At 66.0% G+C, this 19,031-nt stretch carries 19 protein-coding genes and 1 pseudogene; 8 read left to right on the forward strand and 12 right to left on the reverse strand.

Going from position 1 to position 19,031, the window contains the following annotated elements; all coding sequences use genetic code 11:
• Window positions 1-2: 2 nt before the first annotated feature.
• Genes CKCBHOJB_RS12215 through CKCBHOJB_RS12230 form a run of 4 tightly spaced genes read right to left on the reverse strand, consistent with a single transcriptional unit; the run spans window position 3 to window position 4,648 of the window.
• The gene (locus CKCBHOJB_RS12215) at window positions 3-1,397 is read right to left on the reverse strand and encodes an amidohydrolase family protein (protein WP_281048948.1); all 1,395 of its coding nucleotides are present in this window, start codon (window positions 1,395-1,397) and stop codon (window positions 3-5) included.
• Window positions 1,391-2,809, reverse strand: a complete 1,419-nt coding sequence (locus CKCBHOJB_RS12220) for a CoA transferase (protein ID WP_281048949.1) — start codon at window positions 2,807-2,809, stop codon at window positions 1,391-1,393. The genes CKCBHOJB_RS12215 and CKCBHOJB_RS12220 overlap by 7 nt, the downstream gene beginning before the upstream one ends.
• Before the next feature lie 14 nt (window positions 2,810-2,823).
• Window positions 2,824-4,332, reverse strand: a complete 1,509-nt coding sequence (locus CKCBHOJB_RS12225) for a class I adenylate-forming enzyme family protein (RefSeq protein ID WP_281048950.1) — start codon at window positions 4,330-4,332, stop codon at window positions 2,824-2,826.
• A gap of 4 nt (window positions 4,333-4,336) precedes the next feature.
• On the reverse strand, window positions 4,337-4,648 hold the full coding sequence (locus CKCBHOJB_RS12230) for a hypothetical protein (protein WP_281048951.1): 312 nt from the start codon (window positions 4,646-4,648) through the stop codon (window positions 4,337-4,339).
• Window positions 4,649-4,977: 329 nt separating this feature from the next.
• Here CKCBHOJB_RS12230 and CKCBHOJB_RS12235 point away from each other — a divergent pair, with 329 nt between their 5' ends.
• The 4 genes from CKCBHOJB_RS12235 (at window position 4,978) to CKCBHOJB_RS12250 (ending at window position 8,542) form a co-directional block, all read left to right on the forward strand.
• Window positions 4,978-6,207 carry a CoA transferase gene (locus CKCBHOJB_RS12235; protein ID WP_281048952.1) on the forward strand — a complete coding sequence of 410 codons (1,230 nt, stop codon included), beginning with the start codon at window positions 4,978-4,980 and terminating at the stop codon, window positions 6,205-6,207.
• A 159-nt stretch (window positions 6,208-6,366) separates the two neighbouring features.
• Window positions 6,367-7,461, forward strand: a complete 1,095-nt coding sequence (locus tag CKCBHOJB_RS12240; protein ID WP_281048953.1) for a nitronate monooxygenase — start codon at window positions 6,367-6,369, stop codon at window positions 7,459-7,461.
• Entirely contained in the window at window positions 7,436-7,750 is a 315-nt protein-coding gene (locus CKCBHOJB_RS12245) for a hypothetical protein (RefSeq protein WP_281048955.1), read from the forward strand. The genes CKCBHOJB_RS12240 and CKCBHOJB_RS12245 overlap by 26 nt, the downstream gene beginning before the upstream one ends.
• The gene (locus CKCBHOJB_RS12250) at window positions 7,751-8,542 is read left to right on the forward strand and encodes an electron transfer flavoprotein subunit beta/FixA family protein (protein WP_281048956.1); all 792 of its coding nucleotides are present in this window, start codon (window positions 7,751-7,753) and stop codon (window positions 8,540-8,542) included.
• Between the two features lie 61 nt (window positions 8,543-8,603).
• Here CKCBHOJB_RS12250 and CKCBHOJB_RS12255 read toward each other — a convergent pair whose 3' ends face one another.
• Both CKCBHOJB_RS12255 and CKCBHOJB_RS12260 read right to left on the reverse strand, forming a co-directional pair.
• Complete coding sequence (locus tag CKCBHOJB_RS12255) at window positions 8,604-9,770, reverse strand: helix-turn-helix transcriptional regulator (protein ID WP_281048957.1); 1,167 nt, start codon at window positions 9,768-9,770, stop codon at window positions 8,604-8,606.
• Between the two features lie 388 nt (window positions 9,771-10,158).
• Window positions 10,159-10,950 (reverse strand): glucose 1-dehydrogenase, encoded by a 792-nt coding sequence (locus tag CKCBHOJB_RS12260; RefSeq protein ID WP_281048958.1) that lies wholly within the window; start codon window positions 10,948-10,950, stop codon window positions 10,159-10,161.
• A gap of 265 nt (window positions 10,951-11,215) precedes the next feature.
• On the opposite strand from CKCBHOJB_RS12260, the pseudogene CKCBHOJB_RS12265 reads away from it, so the two are divergent.
• Together CKCBHOJB_RS12265 and CKCBHOJB_RS12270 are read left to right on the forward strand one after the other, a co-directional pair.
• Window positions 11,216-11,326 (forward strand): annotated as a pseudogene (locus tag CKCBHOJB_RS12265) (transposase); the annotation flags it as partial.
• 493 nt (window positions 11,327-11,819) lie between these two features.
• Entirely contained in the window at window positions 11,820-12,329 is a 510-nt protein-coding gene (locus tag CKCBHOJB_RS12270) for an Rrf2 family transcriptional regulator (RefSeq protein ID WP_281048959.1), read from the forward strand.
• Here CKCBHOJB_RS12270 and CKCBHOJB_RS12275 read toward each other — a convergent pair.
• Genes CKCBHOJB_RS12275 through CKCBHOJB_RS12300 form a run of 6 tightly spaced genes read right to left on the reverse strand, consistent with a single transcriptional unit; the run spans window position 12,266 to window position 16,826 of the window.
• Window positions 12,266-12,898: a hypothetical protein gene (locus CKCBHOJB_RS12275; RefSeq protein WP_281048960.1), complete on the reverse strand. Its 633-nt coding sequence runs from the start codon at window positions 12,896-12,898 to the stop codon at window positions 12,266-12,268. The genes CKCBHOJB_RS12270 and CKCBHOJB_RS12275 overlap by 64 nt on opposite strands.
• Entirely contained in the window at window positions 12,895-13,566 is a 672-nt protein-coding gene (locus CKCBHOJB_RS12280; RefSeq protein ID WP_281048815.1) for an SCO family protein, read from the reverse strand. Before CKCBHOJB_RS12280 ends, CKCBHOJB_RS12275 begins: the two co-directional genes overlap by 4 nt.
• Complete coding sequence (locus CKCBHOJB_RS12285; RefSeq protein ID WP_281048816.1) at window positions 13,566-14,018, reverse strand: group III truncated hemoglobin; 453 nt, start codon at window positions 14,016-14,018, stop codon at window positions 13,566-13,568. The genes CKCBHOJB_RS12280 and CKCBHOJB_RS12285 overlap by 1 nt, the downstream gene beginning before the upstream one ends.
• A gap of 6 nt (window positions 14,019-14,024) precedes the next feature.
• The gene (locus CKCBHOJB_RS12290) at window positions 14,025-14,618 is read right to left on the reverse strand and encodes a cytochrome c (protein ID WP_281048817.1); all 594 of its coding nucleotides are present in this window, start codon (window positions 14,616-14,618) and stop codon (window positions 14,025-14,027) included.
• A 16-nt stretch (window positions 14,619-14,634) separates the two neighbouring features.
• Window positions 14,635-15,225 (reverse strand): cbb3-type cytochrome c oxidase subunit II, encoded by a 591-nt coding sequence (locus CKCBHOJB_RS12295; RefSeq protein ID WP_281048961.1) that lies wholly within the window; start codon window positions 15,223-15,225, stop codon window positions 14,635-14,637.
• The gene (locus tag CKCBHOJB_RS12300; protein WP_281048962.1) at window positions 15,225-16,826 is read right to left on the reverse strand and encodes a cbb3-type cytochrome c oxidase subunit I; all 1,602 of its coding nucleotides are present in this window, start codon (window positions 16,824-16,826) and stop codon (window positions 15,225-15,227) included. The genes CKCBHOJB_RS12295 and CKCBHOJB_RS12300 overlap by 1 nt, the downstream gene beginning before the upstream one ends.
• Window positions 16,827-17,533: 707 nt before the next feature.
• On the opposite strand from CKCBHOJB_RS12300, the gene CKCBHOJB_RS12305 reads away from it, so the two are divergent.
• Both CKCBHOJB_RS12305 and torC read left to right on the forward strand, forming a co-directional pair.
• Complete coding sequence (locus CKCBHOJB_RS12305; RefSeq protein WP_281048963.1) at window positions 17,534-17,719, forward strand: hypothetical protein; 186 nt, start codon at window positions 17,534-17,536, stop codon at window positions 17,717-17,719.
• 75 nt (window positions 17,720-17,794) lie between these two features.
• Complete coding sequence (gene torC / locus CKCBHOJB_RS12310) at window positions 17,795-19,018, forward strand: pentaheme c-type cytochrome TorC (protein WP_281048964.1); 1,224 nt, start codon at window positions 17,795-17,797, stop codon at window positions 19,016-19,018.
• The last annotated feature ends 13 nt before the right edge of the window (window positions 19,019-19,031 follow it).

The raw sequence follows: 19,031 nt of genomic DNA on the forward strand, positions 1-19,031 counted from the left end.
TGCTACGCAGAATGGATGATGCGACCGCGCGCGACCGTCAATCGGACATCGACCGCGGCGGCATCCGCAAATAGCTGTACAAGCGGACGGTCCAGCACACACAGGTCCGCGACGCCTCCGGCCTCCAGCCTGCGGCGGGCGCCGCCGGGGCGCAGCGGATCAGAACAGTAGAGATCGAGCACGGTGGCCGGCGCGAGCCGTTCGGCCGCGCCGAGCACGCGCCCCGCACGCGTCCGCCTGTCCAGTGCCGCCGCAATCGCCCGCCACGGGTCCGGGTCTCCATACGGGGCGTCGGACCCTGCGCCCACGGCGACACCGGCAGCAACGAAGCTCCCGGCACGGTAGAGCCCTTCCATCTCATCTGCCGGCAGCGAGGCGAGATAGGCATCACCACGCTCGAAGACGAAGTTCGGCTGGGTGACCACGCGCAGGCCCGCCTCCCTGACCAGATCGACCGCCTCCATGCTGGCCTGCGCCGCGTGCTCCAGACGGTCTCCAGCCCGCACGCCCGCCGCCTGCAGCGCGGTCACCGCAAGCATGAGCTCGACGAGCGTCACGCAATGCACGGCGACCGACCGGCCCGCATGGTGGCTGCGCTCGATCCGGTCGCACAGGACGTCGAAGGGCGGCAATGCCGCTTCGCGCAGATGGATCTTCGTCGCGCCGACGGACAGGCCGGGCACTGTCCAGGCCGGAGCGAGCGCTTCACTGCCCATCATCAACACGCTCTGCTGCAAGCGCCCTGCCGCGCGCTCCGCCGCGAAATGGCGAAACTCGGCCAGGCCATTTCCAGGGCTCGCATCGGTTACGCCCGTGATGCCCAGGCGGGCAAGTCGCCGGCTCGCTTCCCCCAGCGCCGGCATCGACGCGCCGAGCCGCTCCCGAACCCATGGATCGGCGCCGTACAGGCGCCCGGTCGGCACGCCGTCGACGCGCTCGAACGGGTCGCCGCCGCCCGCCTCATCCACACCGAGGCGCTGCAGGCCCAGCGAGTTGAAGATCCATAGCTGGCCGCTGCGGTGCTGGATACGGACCGGTCGCCCGGGCAGGACACGGTCCAGCCAGTATCGATCGATGTCACCCGCCACCGATTCGTGATAGCCGATGCCACGGATCCAGCCCTCCGAACCTGCGGCCCGCTCGGCAAGCGCCCCGGCGAGCGCCTGCGCGCAATCGACCTGCGGTGGCCCGCAAGGCACCGAGCCGATGGCTGCGGCGTAGGCGAGCAGGTGCAGGTGGTGGTCATGCACGCCGGGCAGCACCGCGCCCCCTGCGGCATCGAACACGATCTCGCCCGGCTCGGGGGCAAGGTCCGGGGCAAGTGCCACGATGTGCTCGCCGTCGGTGCGGAGCGCGACGTGTGCGTGCTCCGGCGTGTTCGCGTTGACGATCAGCATGCGAGCAGCTCGTCCAGGGCTGGGTTGTCAGCGCCGTGCGCGCGCGCAGGGCCGGCCAGGATGGGACGCTGCGGCCTGCAGTCGAGCAGCCCGCCCGCGACCGCCAAGCCCTGCCAGTGCCGCATGCGTGCATCGAGCGCGTCGTCGCCGGGCGTCTGCTCCCAGGCCGCACAGCATTCGACGACGTCACGCATGGCGAGCGAAACCAGGCTCCCTCCCCCCACGGCATGCGCGCACCAGGCGGCCAGCGCCGCATGCAGGCCGGTCAGCGGGTCGGCGATCGCATCCCCGCAGAAGACCCACTCCCCGGTGGCACGCGCAAGCACCGACGACAATCCGCCGCCCACACCAGCGTCGTCACCGAAGGCGACCCAGGCGGCGCCGGGTTCCTCACGACCATGGCCAGTGATGCTGATCCAGCTCAGGCCGGGATTGTCGGCGACCATCCCCTCGGCATCGATGCCGAGCTGGCGCAGTGCGCGTGGCCGGGAGGCCTCGATGACGATGTCGGCCGTCTCGATCAGGCGGCGCAGTCGGGCCACGCCGCCGGCGGACGAAAAATCGATCGCCACACAGGTCTTGCCGGCGTTGAGCAAGTCGAAGAAGTCCGCGTTGCCGGCGCGGGCGCCATCGGGGCGACGCGTGCTCTCGACCTTGATCACGCTGGCACCCAGCTGGCGCAGGATCTGCGCACAGAGCGGCCCCGCCCAGAGCGAGGACAGGTCGACCACCCGGGGAGCGCGCCGGCGCCGTGCACGGTCCGAGCGCACCCCGACAGGCTGCACACGACACCATGGGATGCCGTCCCGTAGCGGCACATCCGCGGCGGCGACCGGCAGGCCGAGCAGCCGCGCGCCCTCGAGCGCCGTCTCCACCGTCTGCGCGGCGACGGCCGAGGCAAGCTGCGCCCAGTCGGCGATCTCGCGCCCCCCCATCCATGCAGGCACAAGCTCCCAGTCTTCCGCGCGCGCGAGATTGACGGCGAGCATGCCATTCGCGGCCTGCAGCAGCCTGCAGCTTCCACCGGGAGAGCGGCGCCCCTGGCGGCGCAGGCCAAGCAGCGCGGCACGGTGGGCGAGCATGATGTCCGCCTGGCGCCACGCCGGCGGCAGTTGCGCCCCCAGCGCCGCAAGCGCCTTCAGCACACCGTTCGCGCATGCGCCCACTGGGGAAGGCAGCATCCTTCCAGGCTGTCGCGGCGCGCCGGTGAGCCACATCAGCCCACTGCGCGCCCAGGCCAGCGCCGGATGCAGGTCCGCCGGCCCCGGTTCGATGCATGTGCCGGCACCGAGCGCCGCGAGCAGATGCGCCGCGTAACGGGTCTCATACCCCTCCCCCGCGAGGGCGAAGCTGCGACCGGACAGCAGCGCCCCCGCGATCGAGCTGGAGGGCACTGCAAGTCCGGCATCCATGTGCGCGCAAGCGATCAGGTCGCGATGGAAAGCTCGTCGCGCAGCACCCTGCGCAGGATCTTGCCCATCTCGTTGTAGGGCAGCTGCTGACGGAAGCTGATCACGGCGGGCACGCGCGAGGAGCGCAGGCGCGCTCGCACCCAGTCGCGCAGTTCGGTCTCGCTGACCTTCGCATCGCCGTTCATGACCACCGCCGCCCCGACGGTCTCGCCCCATTCCGTATCGGGAACCGCCACCACCGCGACATCGGCGATCGCCGGATGCTGGCGCAGCACGTCCTCGATCTCTCCGGGAGAGATGTTCTCGCCACCGCGTACGATCACGTCGTCGGCCCTGCCGTCGAGATAGAGAAAGCCGTATCTGTCGACATAGCCACGGTCCCGGGTCGGGAACCAGCCGTCCGCATCGAGCAGACTGCCGATGCCCAGGTATTCGCCGGACACCTGCCCGCCACGCACGAATACGTCGCCCACCTCACCCGCCGGCAAGGATTTGCCATCGCCATCGCGGATCTCGATCTCGACCGTATCGATCGGGCGCCCCACGGAGTGCAGGCGCTTGCGCACCTCCGGATCGACGCTGAAGAAGCCGTCGCGGTGACCTTCGGGGTCGAGCAGCGCGATGGTGGAACTGGTCTCGGTGAGACCATAGGCGTTGGTGAAATCGACTTTGGGCCAGAGCTGCATGGCACGCTCGATCACCGGTGCAGGCATCTTGCCTCCCCCATAGGCGAGCGCGCGAAGCACCGGCAGCGCAGCATCCACGCCAGCGGTGTCGACGTACTCGATCACGCGGGCAAGCATCGTCGGGACGACGAAGGCGTTCGTCACCTTCTCCCGCTGACAGGTGTCGAGCCAGGCCTTGCCATCGAAATTCGGCAACTGCACCATGCGCCGGCAGGCGTACGTGGAACTCAAGACCGCCGAGATACCGGCGATGTGATAGGGAGGCACCGCGACCAGCGTGGCATCGTCATCCTGCGCCGCGCCGAACTCCACGGTGCCGAGGATGTAGCTCATCAGGTTCTCGTGGCGCAGGACAGCCGCCTTGGGCGCCCCCGTCGTCCCGCTGGTGAACAACTGCACCGCGACCGCGTCCGGCTCCGCAGGAACTGGATCGTCCGCCTGCACGTTCGCATCGAGCGCGTCGCGAAGGAAGGTCTCGCGGTCGACGACGGTGAAACCCTCCGGGATCTCCACGTCTTCCAGCAGGGCCGGATCGGCAATCAGCCAGGCGGGGGCGATCCGCGCCAGCAGCGCCTGGATCTCCGGCTTCGTCAGCCGGTAATTCATCGGCACGTATGGCAGCCCTGCGCAGGCCGCCGCATACAGGGCCACCGGCGCGGCAATGCTGTTGATGTCCAGGAAACCGACGTAACGGCAACCGCTCGCACGAATCTTCGCCCCCGCACGACGCGCGGCGTCGAGCATCTCGCCGTAGCGTATCGAGCGCTCAGCACAGGTCACCGCGACCCGTTCCGGATGGCATTCCGCCGCCATCTCCAGCGTCATCAGCACGTTCATCGGTTCAGTCCGACGACGGCAGGGCCTTCGCCTGCTTGACCACGAGCGCCTCACCGTCGATCGACAGGCCGCCCTTGCCGCCCTTGGTGCACAGGAACTCGAAGCGCTCTGCCGCATCGGTATAGCGCTTGCCCACCAGCGTCCCCTGGGCGAGCGCCGCATCCAGCGTCGCCCCTGCCGGTTTCTCGGCAGCCATCGCAAGCATTCCGGCGCCACCGCATTCGAGGCGGACATCGTCCGCAGCGGCCCGAACCACCATCACCTCGGTATCGCATACCGCACTCTTCAGTCGCGAACCCGCTTTCAACGTAGCCATTTCAGCTCCTCGAACGATCCAGGGTTGGTAAGACAGCGAACCTGCCGGACATCCGCCTGGAACGAAAAATCCAGCCGTCGCTGTCGATGAGCCGATTCTGTGCGATGCAAAGCGTGCGCAGCAACGCCTCCCATGGGCACTGACCTGAATTGCGCCCGAATAGGCCGAATCAGAACTTTGCGGCCATCCCGGCCCCTGCGGTTTTTTCTTATCTTGGCTGCGTGGCAGGGTCTTCCGCCCCCCGCCTCGGGCCAGCCATGTCGCACGCGATTGACCGCAATGCCGCGGCCGGCCTCACCCAATTCCGCAAACGAGCACGAGAGATGAGCATGAAGACACCTCCTCCCCTTTCCAGCCTTCGCGTGATCGAGAGCTCCATCCTCGGCCCGGCCGCGATCACCACCGCCCTCGCCGACCTGGGCGCCGACGTGATCAAGGTCGAATCACCCTCCGGCGACTACATCCGCGAAATGACGTGGCCGATCATCGAGGGGATTTCGCTGATGCACTACCACCTCAACCGCGGCAAGAAGAGCATCACGCTCGACCTCAAGCACGAAGCCGCCCGCGAGGTCTATCGCGAACTGGTGCGCGGCGCCGACGTCGTCATCGAGGCTTCCAAGCCCGGCGCGCTGGCCCGCTACGGACTCGGCTACGAGGATCTGCGCCAGATCAACCCGAAGATCGTGTTCTGCACCGTGTCGGGCTACGGCATGACCGGCCCCTACAAGGACATGCCCTCGCACGGAATCGCCTACGACACCTGGAGCGGGGTCGTGAAGCCGGCCTACGACGAGGAAGGCTTCTGCTACATACCCGAGCATGTCGGCATCGGCATCAACGCCGCGCCGCTGTTCGGCGGGCTCGCCGTACTCGCGGGCGTGATCCGCGCGCGCGAAACCGGCCAAGGCTGCTTCATGGAACTCGCGCAGAGCGACGCGGCTGCCGCATTCGACTGGTATCGCAGCGAGAGCCACATGGCCTATGCGCGCCCCGAGAACGTGGTGACCGGCAACAAGGCCGACAACTACGTGCGCCGCCCGGTCGCCACTGCGGGCATGAAGGAAGGCGTCCGCTATCAGCTCTATGACAGCGCCGACGGCCATGTGCTGTTCATGGCATCCGAGCAGGCATTCTGGAAGAACTTCTGCGCCGGCGTCGGCCGCATCGATCTTTTCGAGAAATGGCCGGGCTCGAAATACGCCGACCACGCGCGTGGCAATCGCGAGCTTCAGGCCATCCTGCGTGACATCTTCCGCTCGCGCACGACCCGGGAATGGCTTGATTTCGGCGTGGCGTTCAACACACCGATCGCCCCCGTCAATACGCCGGCAAACATCGTGGACGACCCCCAGTTCAAGGACCGCTTCCGCGTCCTGCCGCACGAACGGCACGGCGCCGACATGCTCGGCTTCCCGGTCAAGTTCATCGGCGAGCCGGAAGCCGACCCCGAACGGGCGCCGACCGTCGGCGAGCATACCGCCGCCGTGCTGAACGAGGTTCTCGGCTACGACGCCGCACGGGTCGCAGAACTGCGCCAGCGGGGCGCCCTCGGCTGAATGCGCGCGCTGCGTCATGCAATGAAACAGGAGCGGCCACATTCGATATCGCGAGCCCGGAGCGGGCACGAAGCGGCTGCTTAGAATCGACTCGACAAGACGGGCGCACGACATCCGCTGCGCCACATGTATCGAAACCGCACCCGGAGGCAATGACCCATGGACAGTCCCCTTCACACTCAACTCTGCGACAAGCTCGGCATCGAATACCCAGTCGTCGCCTTCACCCATTGCAAGGACGTCGCCGTCGCGGTGATCAACGCCGGTGGTTTCGCCGTGCTGGGCGAGGCCCTGCACACCCCGGACCAGATCGCGGCAGACATCAAGTGGATCCGCGAACGCATCGGCGGCAAGCCTTTCGGCATCGACCTCGTCCTGCCCTCCTCGGTGCCCGAGGAAAAGACCGTCGACGAACTTCTGGCGATGATTCCGCAGGAACAACGTGATTTCGAGCAACAGATCAAGCGCAAGTACAACGTCCCAGATCCCAAGGTGGCGCCGGACATTCACCATTGGGGAGGCCTGGATCAGAAGCGTGCGCTCGACCAGCTCGAGGTCATCTTCGACGAGCGGGTGCCGGTGTTCGCCTCCGGCCTGGGCTCACCCGCCTTCCTGCTCAAGCGCGCTCACGAGCTTGGCATGCAGGTGTGGGGCCTGGTCGGCAAGCCCCGGCAGGCCAAGCGCCAGATCGAGGCGGGCACCGACGTCATCATCGCCCAGGGCTACGACGCAGCAGGCCACACCGGCAACATCGGCACCTTCTCCATCGTGCCGCAGGTCGTGGACGCGGCGCGCGGTACCGGTGTCCCGGTGATCGCGGCCGGTGGCGTCACCACCGGCCGCCACCTGGCCGCGGCGCTCGCGCTCGGCGCCGACGGCGTGTGGACGGGTTCGCTGTGGCTGACCTCGCGCGAATCGGACGTCAACATGCCGCTCAAGGAGCGCCTGCTCGAAGCCGAAACCGAGGACACCATGTACTCGAACTGCATCTCGGGCTACACCATGCGCACGACGCGCTGCCCATGGCACGACGAATGGATGAGCGACGCCGCACCCGCCGTGCTCAAGCCGCCGCTGCAGATGATCCTGTCGTCCAACTACATCCAGGGCTCGCTGGACTATCAGCGCAAGGACCTGATGACCGAGGCGGCCGGCCAGGGTATCCACTACGTCAAGGAAATGAAGCCGGCACGCCAGATTCTTTCCGACATCGTCGAGGAGGCACTCGATGTCTTCGACCGCTTCTCTGCCTGAATCGTCCTTCCGCGCCGGATACGAGCCGGCTGTACACGACCTGGAGGCCGAATGCGACGGTGGCCGCCCGATCGAGGGCACCCACTTCGCCGGGCGGCAGTCCTTCACCGGCCGCCTGACCGGACACTACCGCGATTACGGCCCGTATCCATGGCGCTGGTACCTGCTCGGCTCGCTCACGCGCAAGCCCGACGGCTTCGTCCATGACGCGGTCTGGTGCGACGCGGAAAGCCTTTATCCGGTCTCCAACCCGGGGCGGACGATCGAACAACTTTGCAGAACGGAGTAAATGATGCGAATCGTGGTTTGCGTGAAGGAAGTGCTGGACCCTGCCGCGGTCAACAACTACGCCCTTTCAGGCGGCCTCAAGATGAGCGCCGACGGCCGTCACCCGGACGTCGCCGCCATCCCGCGGCTCATCAACGGCTATGACGAGCAGGCGCTCGAGGCAGCCTTGCGGCTGCGCGACGCAGGCGTGGATTGCCGCATCGTGGCGCTCACCATCGGCAGCGATGCGACGGCGATGCTAAAGCAATGCGCAGCACTGGGTGCCGACGAGATCGTCGCCATAGACCCGGGCGCCACCGCCCTGGACACCACTGGCGTCGCGAGGGTGCTGGCAGCCTGGATCCGCAGCAATGGCGGGGCCGACCTCGTGCTCTGCGGTCGCCAGGCCTCCGATGACGATCAGGGCGTGGTCCCGCTCGCCCTCGCCGAAACCCTTCGGCATGCGGTCACGACGCTCGCCAAGGACGTCAGCTTCGCCGACGGCCTGCTGACCGTCACGCGCGCGACCCCAGAAGGCGACGAGGTCGTGCGAGCTAATCTGCCGGCCGTGGTCACGGTCAGCAACGAACTCGGTGCCCCGCGCTTTCCCACGGCCAAGGCGAAGATGGCAGCGCGCAAGATGAATGCGGAAATCGTCCCGATCGACAGCCTCGGCATCGATGCCGCCGCGTTGACGCCGCAGATCGAACTGCAGCGCCAAGTCGTGCCTCAGGTCCAGGGCAACTGCGAGTTCATCACGGGCTCGCCCGCCGAGATCGCGCAGGCACTGATGGCACGCATCCGCGCAGCATGAGCATCGAGAATCTGGCAAGCGGCCGCCGCTGAACTCGGCCCGGCGCTTGCCAGAGCCTTTCTCAGGCCAGCGGCGCGACCCCGCTGAGCAGCAGGCGTACCAGCTCGGTCTGCCGCGTCACTCCCGTCTTCGCAAAGATCGCGCGCAGCTGGCATCGCGCGGTGTTCCGGCTGATGCTCAGCTGTTCGGAAGCCTCGTCCACGGTCATCCCTCCGAGCAGCTTGAGGGCGAGGGTGGACTCGGCGGGAGTCAGTCCGTAGAGCCGCTGCAGCACGCTCTGGGATGCCTGCGACTTCTGCTCCACATCGCGGATGATCACCACCACGGCCGGGCTTTCAGCAGAGTCGGACCACTCGGTCATTGGCGCAGCCTTGATCACGACCCCCAGGTTGGGGCGCCCCGACGGTCGCGTCAGAGACATGCCCGAGACAAGATGAGGCCGCGGAGACGTCTCGCCACTGACTGCATGCTCGATCATGCCCTGCAGTTCTCTGTTCTCGCCACCGAACGCGGCATGCAGGCGCCCGTTGATGACGCTCAGGCCATCTCGCTGACGCAGGATCTCCGTCGCCGCATCATTGCTGCGCAGGATCTTGCCGCACTTGTCCAGGATCACCGCCCCCACGGCGAGCCGTTCGAGCGTCCCGGCGTACAGTTGGCGCTCCGCCTCGGTCACATCGATCTGATTACGCAGCCTGACAGCGCAGCGAATGTGCGGTAGCAGGATCTGACAGGTCGCACGCTCGGCATCACCGAAGTTCTGGCTGCGCTGTGCACGGCTGACGCGGAATCGGCAACAGGGGTCGCCCCCATCCCCCAGGTCAGCGCCCAGGTAGTAACGGACCGCCAGCGGCGACAGGAACTCCTGATAGATTGCGCTGCGCAGCCACTCCTCTTCATTCACCACTTCCTCGACCGTCATTACCCGTCCCACCGGCAGATTGACGAAGGGATCGACCGCGTAGAAGAAGCTGTTGTAGGTCTCTGCGATCTCCGGCTTTGCCTCACCGGCGAAAACCACCTGCCAGGGGTGTTCGGGCGACGGCGGGCGCAGGATCATGGTCACGTAGTTGGCGTCCAGCCTCTCACGCAGCACTTCGAGGAACCCGCTCCATGGCGTCGGGTCAGCTGTGCCCTCGTAGACCATTCGCACAAGCCGGTCGTATTCAGCCAGCGTCAGGCCGGATTTCAGGAACAGGTCTTCGAAGTCGCTTCCAAAGATATCCACGCTTACGGGCTTCCTCTCGGTCACATCCTTTTCGCATGCAACGGGCAGAACCAAGTTGCGGCTGGGCAAACAAGCATTCAGCCGCAAGATGCAAAGGATTGGACTGTACCCCCGAGTCGCGGCGATCGTCTTTGACCTGCCGCAATAATGGGCGGTGTCCCGGGAAGTGGTGTAACAGCGTGTCGTCGCCCAGACCGGAGATGGGCGCCCAAGCTTCTAATTGAGTGCAAGGATGTCAGGCGCGAACGGAGCGACTGTGCATCGAGATCGCGCATTTCCAGCGAAAGCACTCGATTTACAACGAACTGGCCGATCTGGGCGATGAGTTCGAGCCGATCGATGCGCACCTGAAGCAGCTCCATTTCCTGCTACAGCGCGCACCCCATTTTCAGATGAAGGCCATGCCGCCATTCACCGCCAGGTTCTGGCCGGTTATGTAGACAGCATCCTCGCTTGCGAGGAAGGTAGCGACCCGCGCGATGTCATCGGGCTCGCCAACACGCCCGAGCGGGATCGTCTTGATCATCGCCTGCATCCATTCATCGGGGATGCCTGCAAGCATTGCCGTGTTGGTCGCACCAGGAACGATAGTGTTGACACGGATCCCACTCGCAGCCACTTCGCGCGCGATGCTGCGTGTCAACCCCATAACGCCAGCTTTGGTCGCGATGTAATGGACCGGCCCCTCGCCCGTGACGGCCCCCGTGCTCGAAATGTTGATGATCGCACCCTTGACGCCATGCTTCTGCATCAAACGCACACCCTCTCGACAGCAAAGGAAGGTCCCGGTCAGATTGACGCCGATCACCCTGTTCCAGTTGTCATCGGGAACGTCCGGAAAACTGTCCACGGCACCGATCCCCGCGGCATTGATGACAACATCCACGCGCCCGAAACGTGTCTCGACATCCGCAAAGGCCTTCCGGACCGCCTCCGCATCGGCAACGTTGCACGCAACGGCATGCCCACGATCGCCGAGGTCGGCGACGGTTTCGGCTGCCGCTTCGGCCTTGATGTCCGCTGCGACGACCTTCGCCCCCAACGCCGCAAAGCGCTGGCAGATTGCCTTGCCCATTCCCTGGGCTGCGCCCGTGACGAACACCACCTTGTCCGCATAATCCATTTTTTTCTCCGATTCGTCATAGCCTTCGGCGGAGCTCGCCGAACCTGAGCTCATCATCGCGCCCCCTCTCGGGCGCGGACATCGTCCACGGGGATTAAGGCGGAAGCACGGATTGTCATCTGAATAGACGATGCCAGTCTGCTTCTGCACGTTCGCCAGAAATCGCCTGAGCCGTGAACGCTCCTCGTAGTGGTGTCATCACGGACAGGGTAATGCGCGCCTCAAGGCGACATTCGTGATCGTCGCAGTCGCCCACCGTCTGAATCGCCCCAGGTTTCCTGGACACCCTGTTTCCTCACAATAAGGCTTCATGGAGGTGTTGATGGAAACGAAACAGGCGCAACAACGCTTCACCGAAAAGTTCAAGATCGAAGCGGTCAAGCAGGTGACTGACCAGGGACATCCGCTCGCCGAAGTGGCGGTGCGGCTCGGCGCGCCCTGATCGTTACCATGGATACATCCTGTTTTTAAGTGTCCCACCAAGCGATATCAAATTAACAGAGTCTTGTTTTATTTTAAAATTCTTATCGCTTTCTACGCTTGAAAAGCGTGTTCTGGATAATATCCCAACGTGGGTTCCACTCCCGCCCTCTCCGCCAATGAATACGAAAAAACCATTTACTTTCAAAGACTTTTTATTTTTCCCGTTCTGCGCTCTACATCAGGCTCTATAAGTCCGTAGAGCAACACCCCGGCCCTTTGGGTCGGGATCGGCACAAATCAGAGCCGATGCTGGCTCCGGCGGCGGCGATCAGGACGGACTTGCCGGCAAGCAATCGGTGACCGGGGACCGGCATCGTCAGAACTGACGGAGCCGCGAGCCATCGGCGCACCGCCATCGCGCGGCCAGGCCTGGGCGAGTCGATTGCCAGCCCCGGGGCAGGCGCTTATGCTCTGCCTCGACGCCTCCCCGACCCGCAAGATCGATGAAACTCACGGTCTATACCGACTACACCCTGCGCGTGCTGATGTACCTGAGCCTGCGCCATGAGAGCGGCGCGCTCACCACGATCGATGAGATCGCGACCGCGTACGACATCTCGCGCAGCCACCTGATGAAGATCGTGCATCAGATGGGCACGGCCGGCCTGCTCGAGACCGTCCGCGGGCGCAGTGGCGGCGTGCGCCTGGCGCGCGACCCCGCCGCGATCTCGATCGGCATGGTGGTGCGGATCGCCGAAGGCGATTTTTCGCTGGTCGAGTGCCTCGAGGTCGGCAAGGAGGATTGCTGCGCGATCTCGCCGGCCTGCAACCTCACCCGCGGGCTGCGCCGCGCGCTTGATGCCTTCATGCTCGAACTCGACAGAATGACGCTGCGCGACGCGGTCGCGGCGCCGAGCGTGGCGGCCTCGCTGCTCGGGATCGAAGACACTCAGCGGCGGGTCATTCCGCTCGTGCGCGCTTCCAGACCGGGTGCCAAACGTTCACCCGGCTGATTCGCCGGCGTGGCGACGACCCGGTGCAGCGCCAGGCCGGCAAGCACGAGCGCCAGGACGATCAGCCCCTTCCCGGTGATGGCCTGTTCATCGACGAGGTAGCTCACGCACAGGCGCTGTCCTTCGTCCTGGTACAACAGCCCGGCGGTGGCCAGCATCCAGGCCATGTTGCCGATGAAGAAGGCGGCGATCTCGGGTTCGCTTCGTCGCCAGCTCGCGCGCAGCAGCACACCGGAGAGCCACCAGGCGCCGTACTTTGCCCACTGCACACCGGTGTCGAGAAGACTGAGATCGAGCATCGCGGGGATCATCCACAGCGCGCCCACGCAGCTCGCGAACGCGAGCCCCAGCACGCCGCTGGCGTCGATGAGGCGTGGCAGCCCTGCGGGCAGGCGGTGGTGGGCGAGCACGGCGCCGGCGGCCCAGCCGCTGGCCAGAAGCAGCGGCAGCTCCACCAGCATGTGCAGCGCCATGCTGCCTTCGAGCAGCTGGCGAAGGGGCGCCAGCAGCAGCAGGAGCGGCAGCGCCGCCAGCAGCCGTGTCAGTGCCCGTCGGCCCCTGGTATTCATGGGTGTGCTGCGCCAGCGAGCGCCATCGCCCGCTCGAGCGCCTGCGGCCACCGCTCGAGATCGTAGATGCCCCTCACGGTGCCGCTCGCGTCGATCAGGTGGATCGCCCCGTTATGCACGAAGCCCCCCATCCCGTCCGGCACCGCGACCACGCCGAGGGAGCGCAGCAGCGCCTCCTGCGCCGCCGCATCGATCGGGGTGCCGATCTGCCACAGGTCGGGTTCCTGCCGGTGGGTGATGCCGTAGTCCCGCAAGGCGGCGGGCGAGTCGTGCGCACGGTCGAAGGCGATCGATACGAGACGGATCGGGCTTTCGGCGCCGAAACGCTCGCGCAGTGCGCGCTGCATGCGGGTGTATTCGGCGCCGAGTGCGCTGCATACGGTCGGGCAGCGGGTATAGATGAAGTCGACCAGGAAGACCTCGCCCACTTGTCCCGGCCAGGGCGTCGGCGCCGGTCCATGTGGACCTGAAAGCCGGACCGGGCGGGCAAGCAGACGGGCGCCCGCCGCGTCGTCGCGACGCAGCGCCTCGAAGGTCCAGTATTCGAAGCCGCGGGTGAGCTGGCCAACCAGGGCGACGAAGCCCACCAGCAGCCCCAGGGCGGCGAGCAGGGTTGCCACCAGCGCGCGGGCGCGCGCTCCGCCAGCGCTGCCGCGGACGCCCGGCACTATCCCCGCTCCACGATGACGCGTCCCTCTTCATCGGCGACGAACTTCGCCGGGCGGCTGAAGAAGCCGAGGAACAGGCTGCGCCCGATCATCCCGGCGATCTCGCGCAGCCGCGCGCGCGCGGTGGTCTCGAACCCGGCCGCAGTGTGGCGGTACCACAGCGTCATCCAGCGTGCGAAGTGCTCCGGTTCGACGCCCTTGAGCTGCATGTGGGTCGTGTACACGCTGCCGGAGAAGGTGCGCGTGTCGAGCATCATCGTCGACCAGAACTCGACCATGCGTCCGAGATGGGTGTCCCAGTGCTCGCCGATGGCCGCATCGAACACCGGGGCCAGCAAGGGGTCGCGGCGCACGTCGGCGTAGAAGGCATGCACCAGGCGGTGGAGATCGTCACGCGTCAAGGCGGCCGATGTGCGCGTGACGGAGGGGGTGGGCGGGCTGTTGGCGGTCATGTCAGTTCAGGGAAGCGTGGCGAGTTCCTCGCCACCGGAGAAGGGTTGCTTGCGGTCCGCGAGGCGGGCCCGCGCCGCGGCCACGACCTCGGCGTCGATCGCCGCAGCAGCGTTGCCCCAGGTGCTACGGATGTGGGTGAGCACCGCGGCGATCTCGGCATCTCCCAGCGAGCTGCCGAACCCGGGCATCGCGCCCTGGTAGACCGTGCCCTTGACCTCGATCGGGCCACTGACGCCGTGCAGCAGGATGGCGGCGAGCGTGTCGGGTTTGCCGAGCACCCATTCCGAACCGGCCAGGGGCGGGAACACGCCCGGCAGCCCCAGCCCGGTGGCCTGGTGGCAGGCGGCGCACATCGAGTTGTAGATGGCGCCGCCATCCACCTTGGCGCCGGCTGCCGGCTTGTCGCCCGCGAGCTCGGCCGCGCTGCGGCCGTCGCCCCAGGTCGCCGGCGTGTTGAGGTTCGAATGGGCGATGTAATCGACACCGAACGCGGCAAGCGCCACCGCGAGCGCGAGGACGAGCCAGGGGATGGGCGTGCGGCCCTCTTCCGGGTCGGGGTTCTCGCGGCGCTGCTGCGACAGGATTTCGGGCTTGTTCATTTGCGTCCTCTTCCGCTCAGTTCACGCTTGCCGGATCGACGACCGGATAACTGCGGTCGAGCGACTTCAGGTAGCTCACCAGATCGAGCGCCTCCGGACGTGCGACGACGACCTTGCCCGCCGGGGCGAAGTCGGGCGGCAGGGTCACCACGGTCTCGCCCTCCTCGGCCTTGTCGCGAACCTCGAACAGGAAGGGATAGGCGGGCATGATGCTGCCCGGCGCATAGGCGCGCGGCTGGTAGAGATGACCCAGATGCCACTGTTCGCTCGGCTGGCGAACGCCGATGTTCATCAGGTCCGGGCCGGTGCGCATCGTGCCGAGCAAGGGCGGGTCGTCATAGGCATAGTCGCCGGCCACCGTGGCCCGCCCCCAGGCGCGTTTGGCATCGGGCGCGAACGCCTGGGCGCGCGGCTGCTGAGAGTGGCAATACATGCATCCATGCTGAATGTATTCCGTGCGCCCACGCCGTTCGGCCGAGGTGTAGGGCTTGAGGCCTTCGACCGGCGGCGTGTCGCGGACCGTCACGTAGGGCAGCACGACCAGGGCGGCCGTGGCGACCGCCAGCGTGGTCAGGCCGCCGAGGATCAAGCGCGTTTCGCTGTGCATCAGATCGCTCCCGGTGCGGAAAGGTAGGCGGACGATTGCGCCGGGCGGCGCTCGCCGCCGATCAGCAGACGGACGAAGTGCGCGGCGAACACCACATGGCTGAGCGCCATCAGCGCACCGCCCACGCTGCGGCCCTGCAGGTAGGGCAGCGTGATCTGCACCGACTCCATGAACCCGCGGCTCTCGTCGAGCATCGCACTGCCCTGAAGCCAGCCGCCGATGGTCAGGGACACGAAATAGATCGCGATGCCGATCGCGGCCAGCCAGAAATGCAGGCTGATGAGCCGCGGCCAGGGCCAGTCGCGGCCGGTGACGCGTGGCACGACGAAATAGATGGCGCCGAAGAAGACCATCGTGACGAAGCCGTAGAGGCCGAGATGGGCGTGGGCCACCGTGTAGTGGGTGAAGTGGGTGATGACGTTGACGCTTCGCAGCGCCTCGAAGGAGCCCTGCACCGAGCTCGCCACGTACATCAGTCCGCCCAGGCAGATGAACTGCAGGGTTGGCGAATGGCGCAGCGCGGAGACGTGGCCCTTGAGCGTCAGATGCTGGTTCACCGTGAAGGCGACGACCGGCAGGATCATCATCATGCTCTGCACGATCGACAGGGTGACCAGCCAGGCAGGAACCGGGCCGCCGACGAGATGGTGCCCGCCGACCTGGCCGTAGAAGAAGGCGAGCCCCCAGAAGCCCACCAGCGACAGGTTGTAGGACTGAATCGGCCGGCCGATCAGCTTGGGCAGGAAGTAGTAGATCGAGGCCAGCGCGAGCGGCGTGTAGAACAGTCCGAGGACGTTGTGGCCGAACCACCAGTTCATCGTCGCCGCCTCCACGCCACGGTGGAGGCCGGGGAAATTGGCGACGAAGAACAGCACCGGAAACCAGAACAGCGCGCACCCCATGTACCAGACCGATACGTAGAGATGGGCGACCTTGCGCCTGAGCAGGGTGAGGATCAGCGGCAGGCCCACGAGGGCGCCGCCCGCGACGAACAGGATGTCGATCTGCCACGGGATCTCGAGCCACTCCATGCCGTCGCTGACGCCATAGGCGAGGCTGCCCAGCCCGGCCACCAGCGCCGCGTTCCACATCGCCCCGCCGAGCACCGCGTAGCGGCCGCCGACGAGCTCGGTCTTGAGGAGGCGTGGAATGATGAACAGCGCCGTGCCGAGACCGGCCATCGGTGCCCAGCCATAGGCCACGGCGTTGAGGTGCAGGGTGCGGATGCGGCCGAAGCTGAGCCAGGCCTCCGAAACCAGCCAGTCGGGCGCATGGAGCTTGATCGAGGCGGTGAGCCCCGCCGCCGAGGCCACGAGCAGCCAGACGAAGGCACAACAGTAGAAGAAGAACACCACCGGGGCGGTCGAGGCATCCGCCGCGGCACGATCGAGCAGTTCCTGGCTGTCGACCGTGCCGGCACCAGCCTCCAAAGCACGATTCGGCGTCAATGTTTCCGGATGACCGATCTCGCCGTGGGCGAAGATCACCTCGCTGCCATCGGCCCTGCGGCTCAACAGGCGGCTGCGCTGCGACCAGATGAAGAAACCTAGACCGACGAGCGAGAGCACGAAAGCCGACATCAGGATCGATAGGGTGTTCATGGAGGATTCGCCTGTAAAGCATGTGGCCCGGGACGCTCGAAACCTGCTATCGGCTCAGAAGATCATCTGCCCGACGCCCCAAGCAAGGACCGCCAGCGACGCACCTACCGCACCAGGGAGGAGTAGTCCGTACGCCTGTACGCAGTCTGAAAGATCTATTTACCGTATCTGTTTTAGACGAAATCTGCAAGACACATCGTAGAACGAATGACACTGGACCGAGTTGCATTCCCGATCGGTGAGTTTCGATTACGCAACTCGGAGATGCACTTCACGCCGCCTGCACACACGCAGCTCGGCCTGACGGAACCGCCCCCCGGCGACCGGCGATATTTTGCGAAACCGCGCCCTGCCTAATCTATAGGCAGGCGCCGCAAAAGCAGACCCGACGCGGGCTCGCCTCACTTATCCACAAGCCTGCTCACACCCCTGTCCCCATCTGTTGGGGACAAATCTCAGCCTCGACGCGAGGACTACGGCGACCTCGAGCCGTTCGTGCCGGCGCTCGGCACACGCCGTGTTAATGCCATTAACACGCGTACCGCCCCCATTCACAAAAGTCCTGCGCGCGTTAACAAGCCTTACCTATGATAGGGACGTGGTTTTGATACCGGGCCGGATCTTGGTCCGGCCGCCTGGGCGGTAGCGCGCGGAGCTCCCGATGCGCATTTCCTGTTCGGCATGTCTGTCAACACGGAGATTGAGACGTGAACAATCAAGCAAGCGGGCATTCCGCCCCCTCCGGAGCCGAGGCTCCCGGACGCAAGAGCGAGTGGCCCGGGTTCCTGCTGCTCGCCTTCGTCGGCCTGCCCGTCACGATGACGCTGGCGATCGCGGCCTACGGCTTCATCGTGTGGTTCCTGCAGATCCTGTTCTTCGGCCCCCCGTCCTGACCCTCTTAGCCAGGAAGCAAGGCTGCGCGGAAGCCCCGCCAGGCCGGGAATCAAAAAAAACGCAGGAGCGACACCATGAAAAAGTTACTTCGGTCCCTCAAGGACCTCTTCCTCAAGCCATCGGTCAGGATCGGCCTCGGCGTGCTGGTCACCGGCGGCTTCATCGCCGGCGTGCTCGCCTGGCAGGGCTTCAACACCGCCATGGAAGCCACCAACAAGGAAGAGTTCTGCATCAGCTGCCACACGATGCACGACAACCTTCTCCCCGAGCTGCAGAAGACCGTGCACTGGAACAACCGCACGGGCGTGCGCGCCCGCTGCCCCGACTGCCACGTGCCGCACGACTTCACCGACAAGATCGCCCGCAAGATGCAGGCCAGTCGTGAGGTGTTCGGCCATCTGGTCGGCACCATCGGCACCCGCGAGAAGTTCAAGGAGCACCGCATCGTGCTCGCGCAGCGCGAATGGGCCCGTTTCTCGGCCAACGGCTCGAAGGAATGCCGCGCCTGTCATGACTACAAGGACATGAACTTCGACAAGATGCGGCCGGCCTCGCAAGTGGCGATGCGCAAGGCCGCCGAGCGCAACCAGAGCTGCGTCGATTGCCACAAGGGCATTGCCCACCAGCTGCCCGAGATGAAGGGCGCGCGCAACCCGGCCTTCGACACCCTGGTGTCGTCCGCCTCCGGGCAGAGCGTGGATACCGGCAAGGATTACTTCCTGGTGGTGCCGCAGGAGCTGTACGCCGACGAAGGCCTGACCAAGCGCATCGGCTCGGTCGAGGTCGCCACCCAGGTCAAGGTGCTCGAGACCAAGGGCGACGCGCAGCGCGTGGAACTGGCGCTGTGGCGCAAGAACAAGGGCTACGGCCGCGTCTGGTACAGCCACTTCGGACTCAACATCACCAGCGCCACCTTCGACAAGGACGTCGCCCAGGACACGAGCTTCGTGAAGGTGCTCGACACCAGGGAAGACCCGATGACCGGTCTCGAATGGCAGCAGGTCACCGCCACCGCGTGGATGCGCAAGGGCAGCGTGCTCGACAGCGTCGAACCGGTGTGGTCGATCGCCCGCGCCAGCTACAGCGGCAGCTGCAGCGTGTGCCACCGCCAGCCCGAGGAAGCGCACTTCGACGCCAACACCTGGCCGGGCCTGTTCGGCGGCATGGTCGGCTTCACCAGCATGGATGACGACACCGCCCGCGTGGTGCTCAAGTACCTCCAGACCCATTCGTCCGATTTCAGCAAGTCGCATGGCGCCGGTTCGCCGGATTCCGCCCTGCAGACCGCGCGTCCCTGATCAGGAGTTGAAC

Source organism: Thauera sp. GDN1, from assembly GCF_029223545.1.
Lineage (GTDB): Bacteria > Pseudomonadota > Gammaproteobacteria > Burkholderiales > Rhodocyclaceae > Thauera.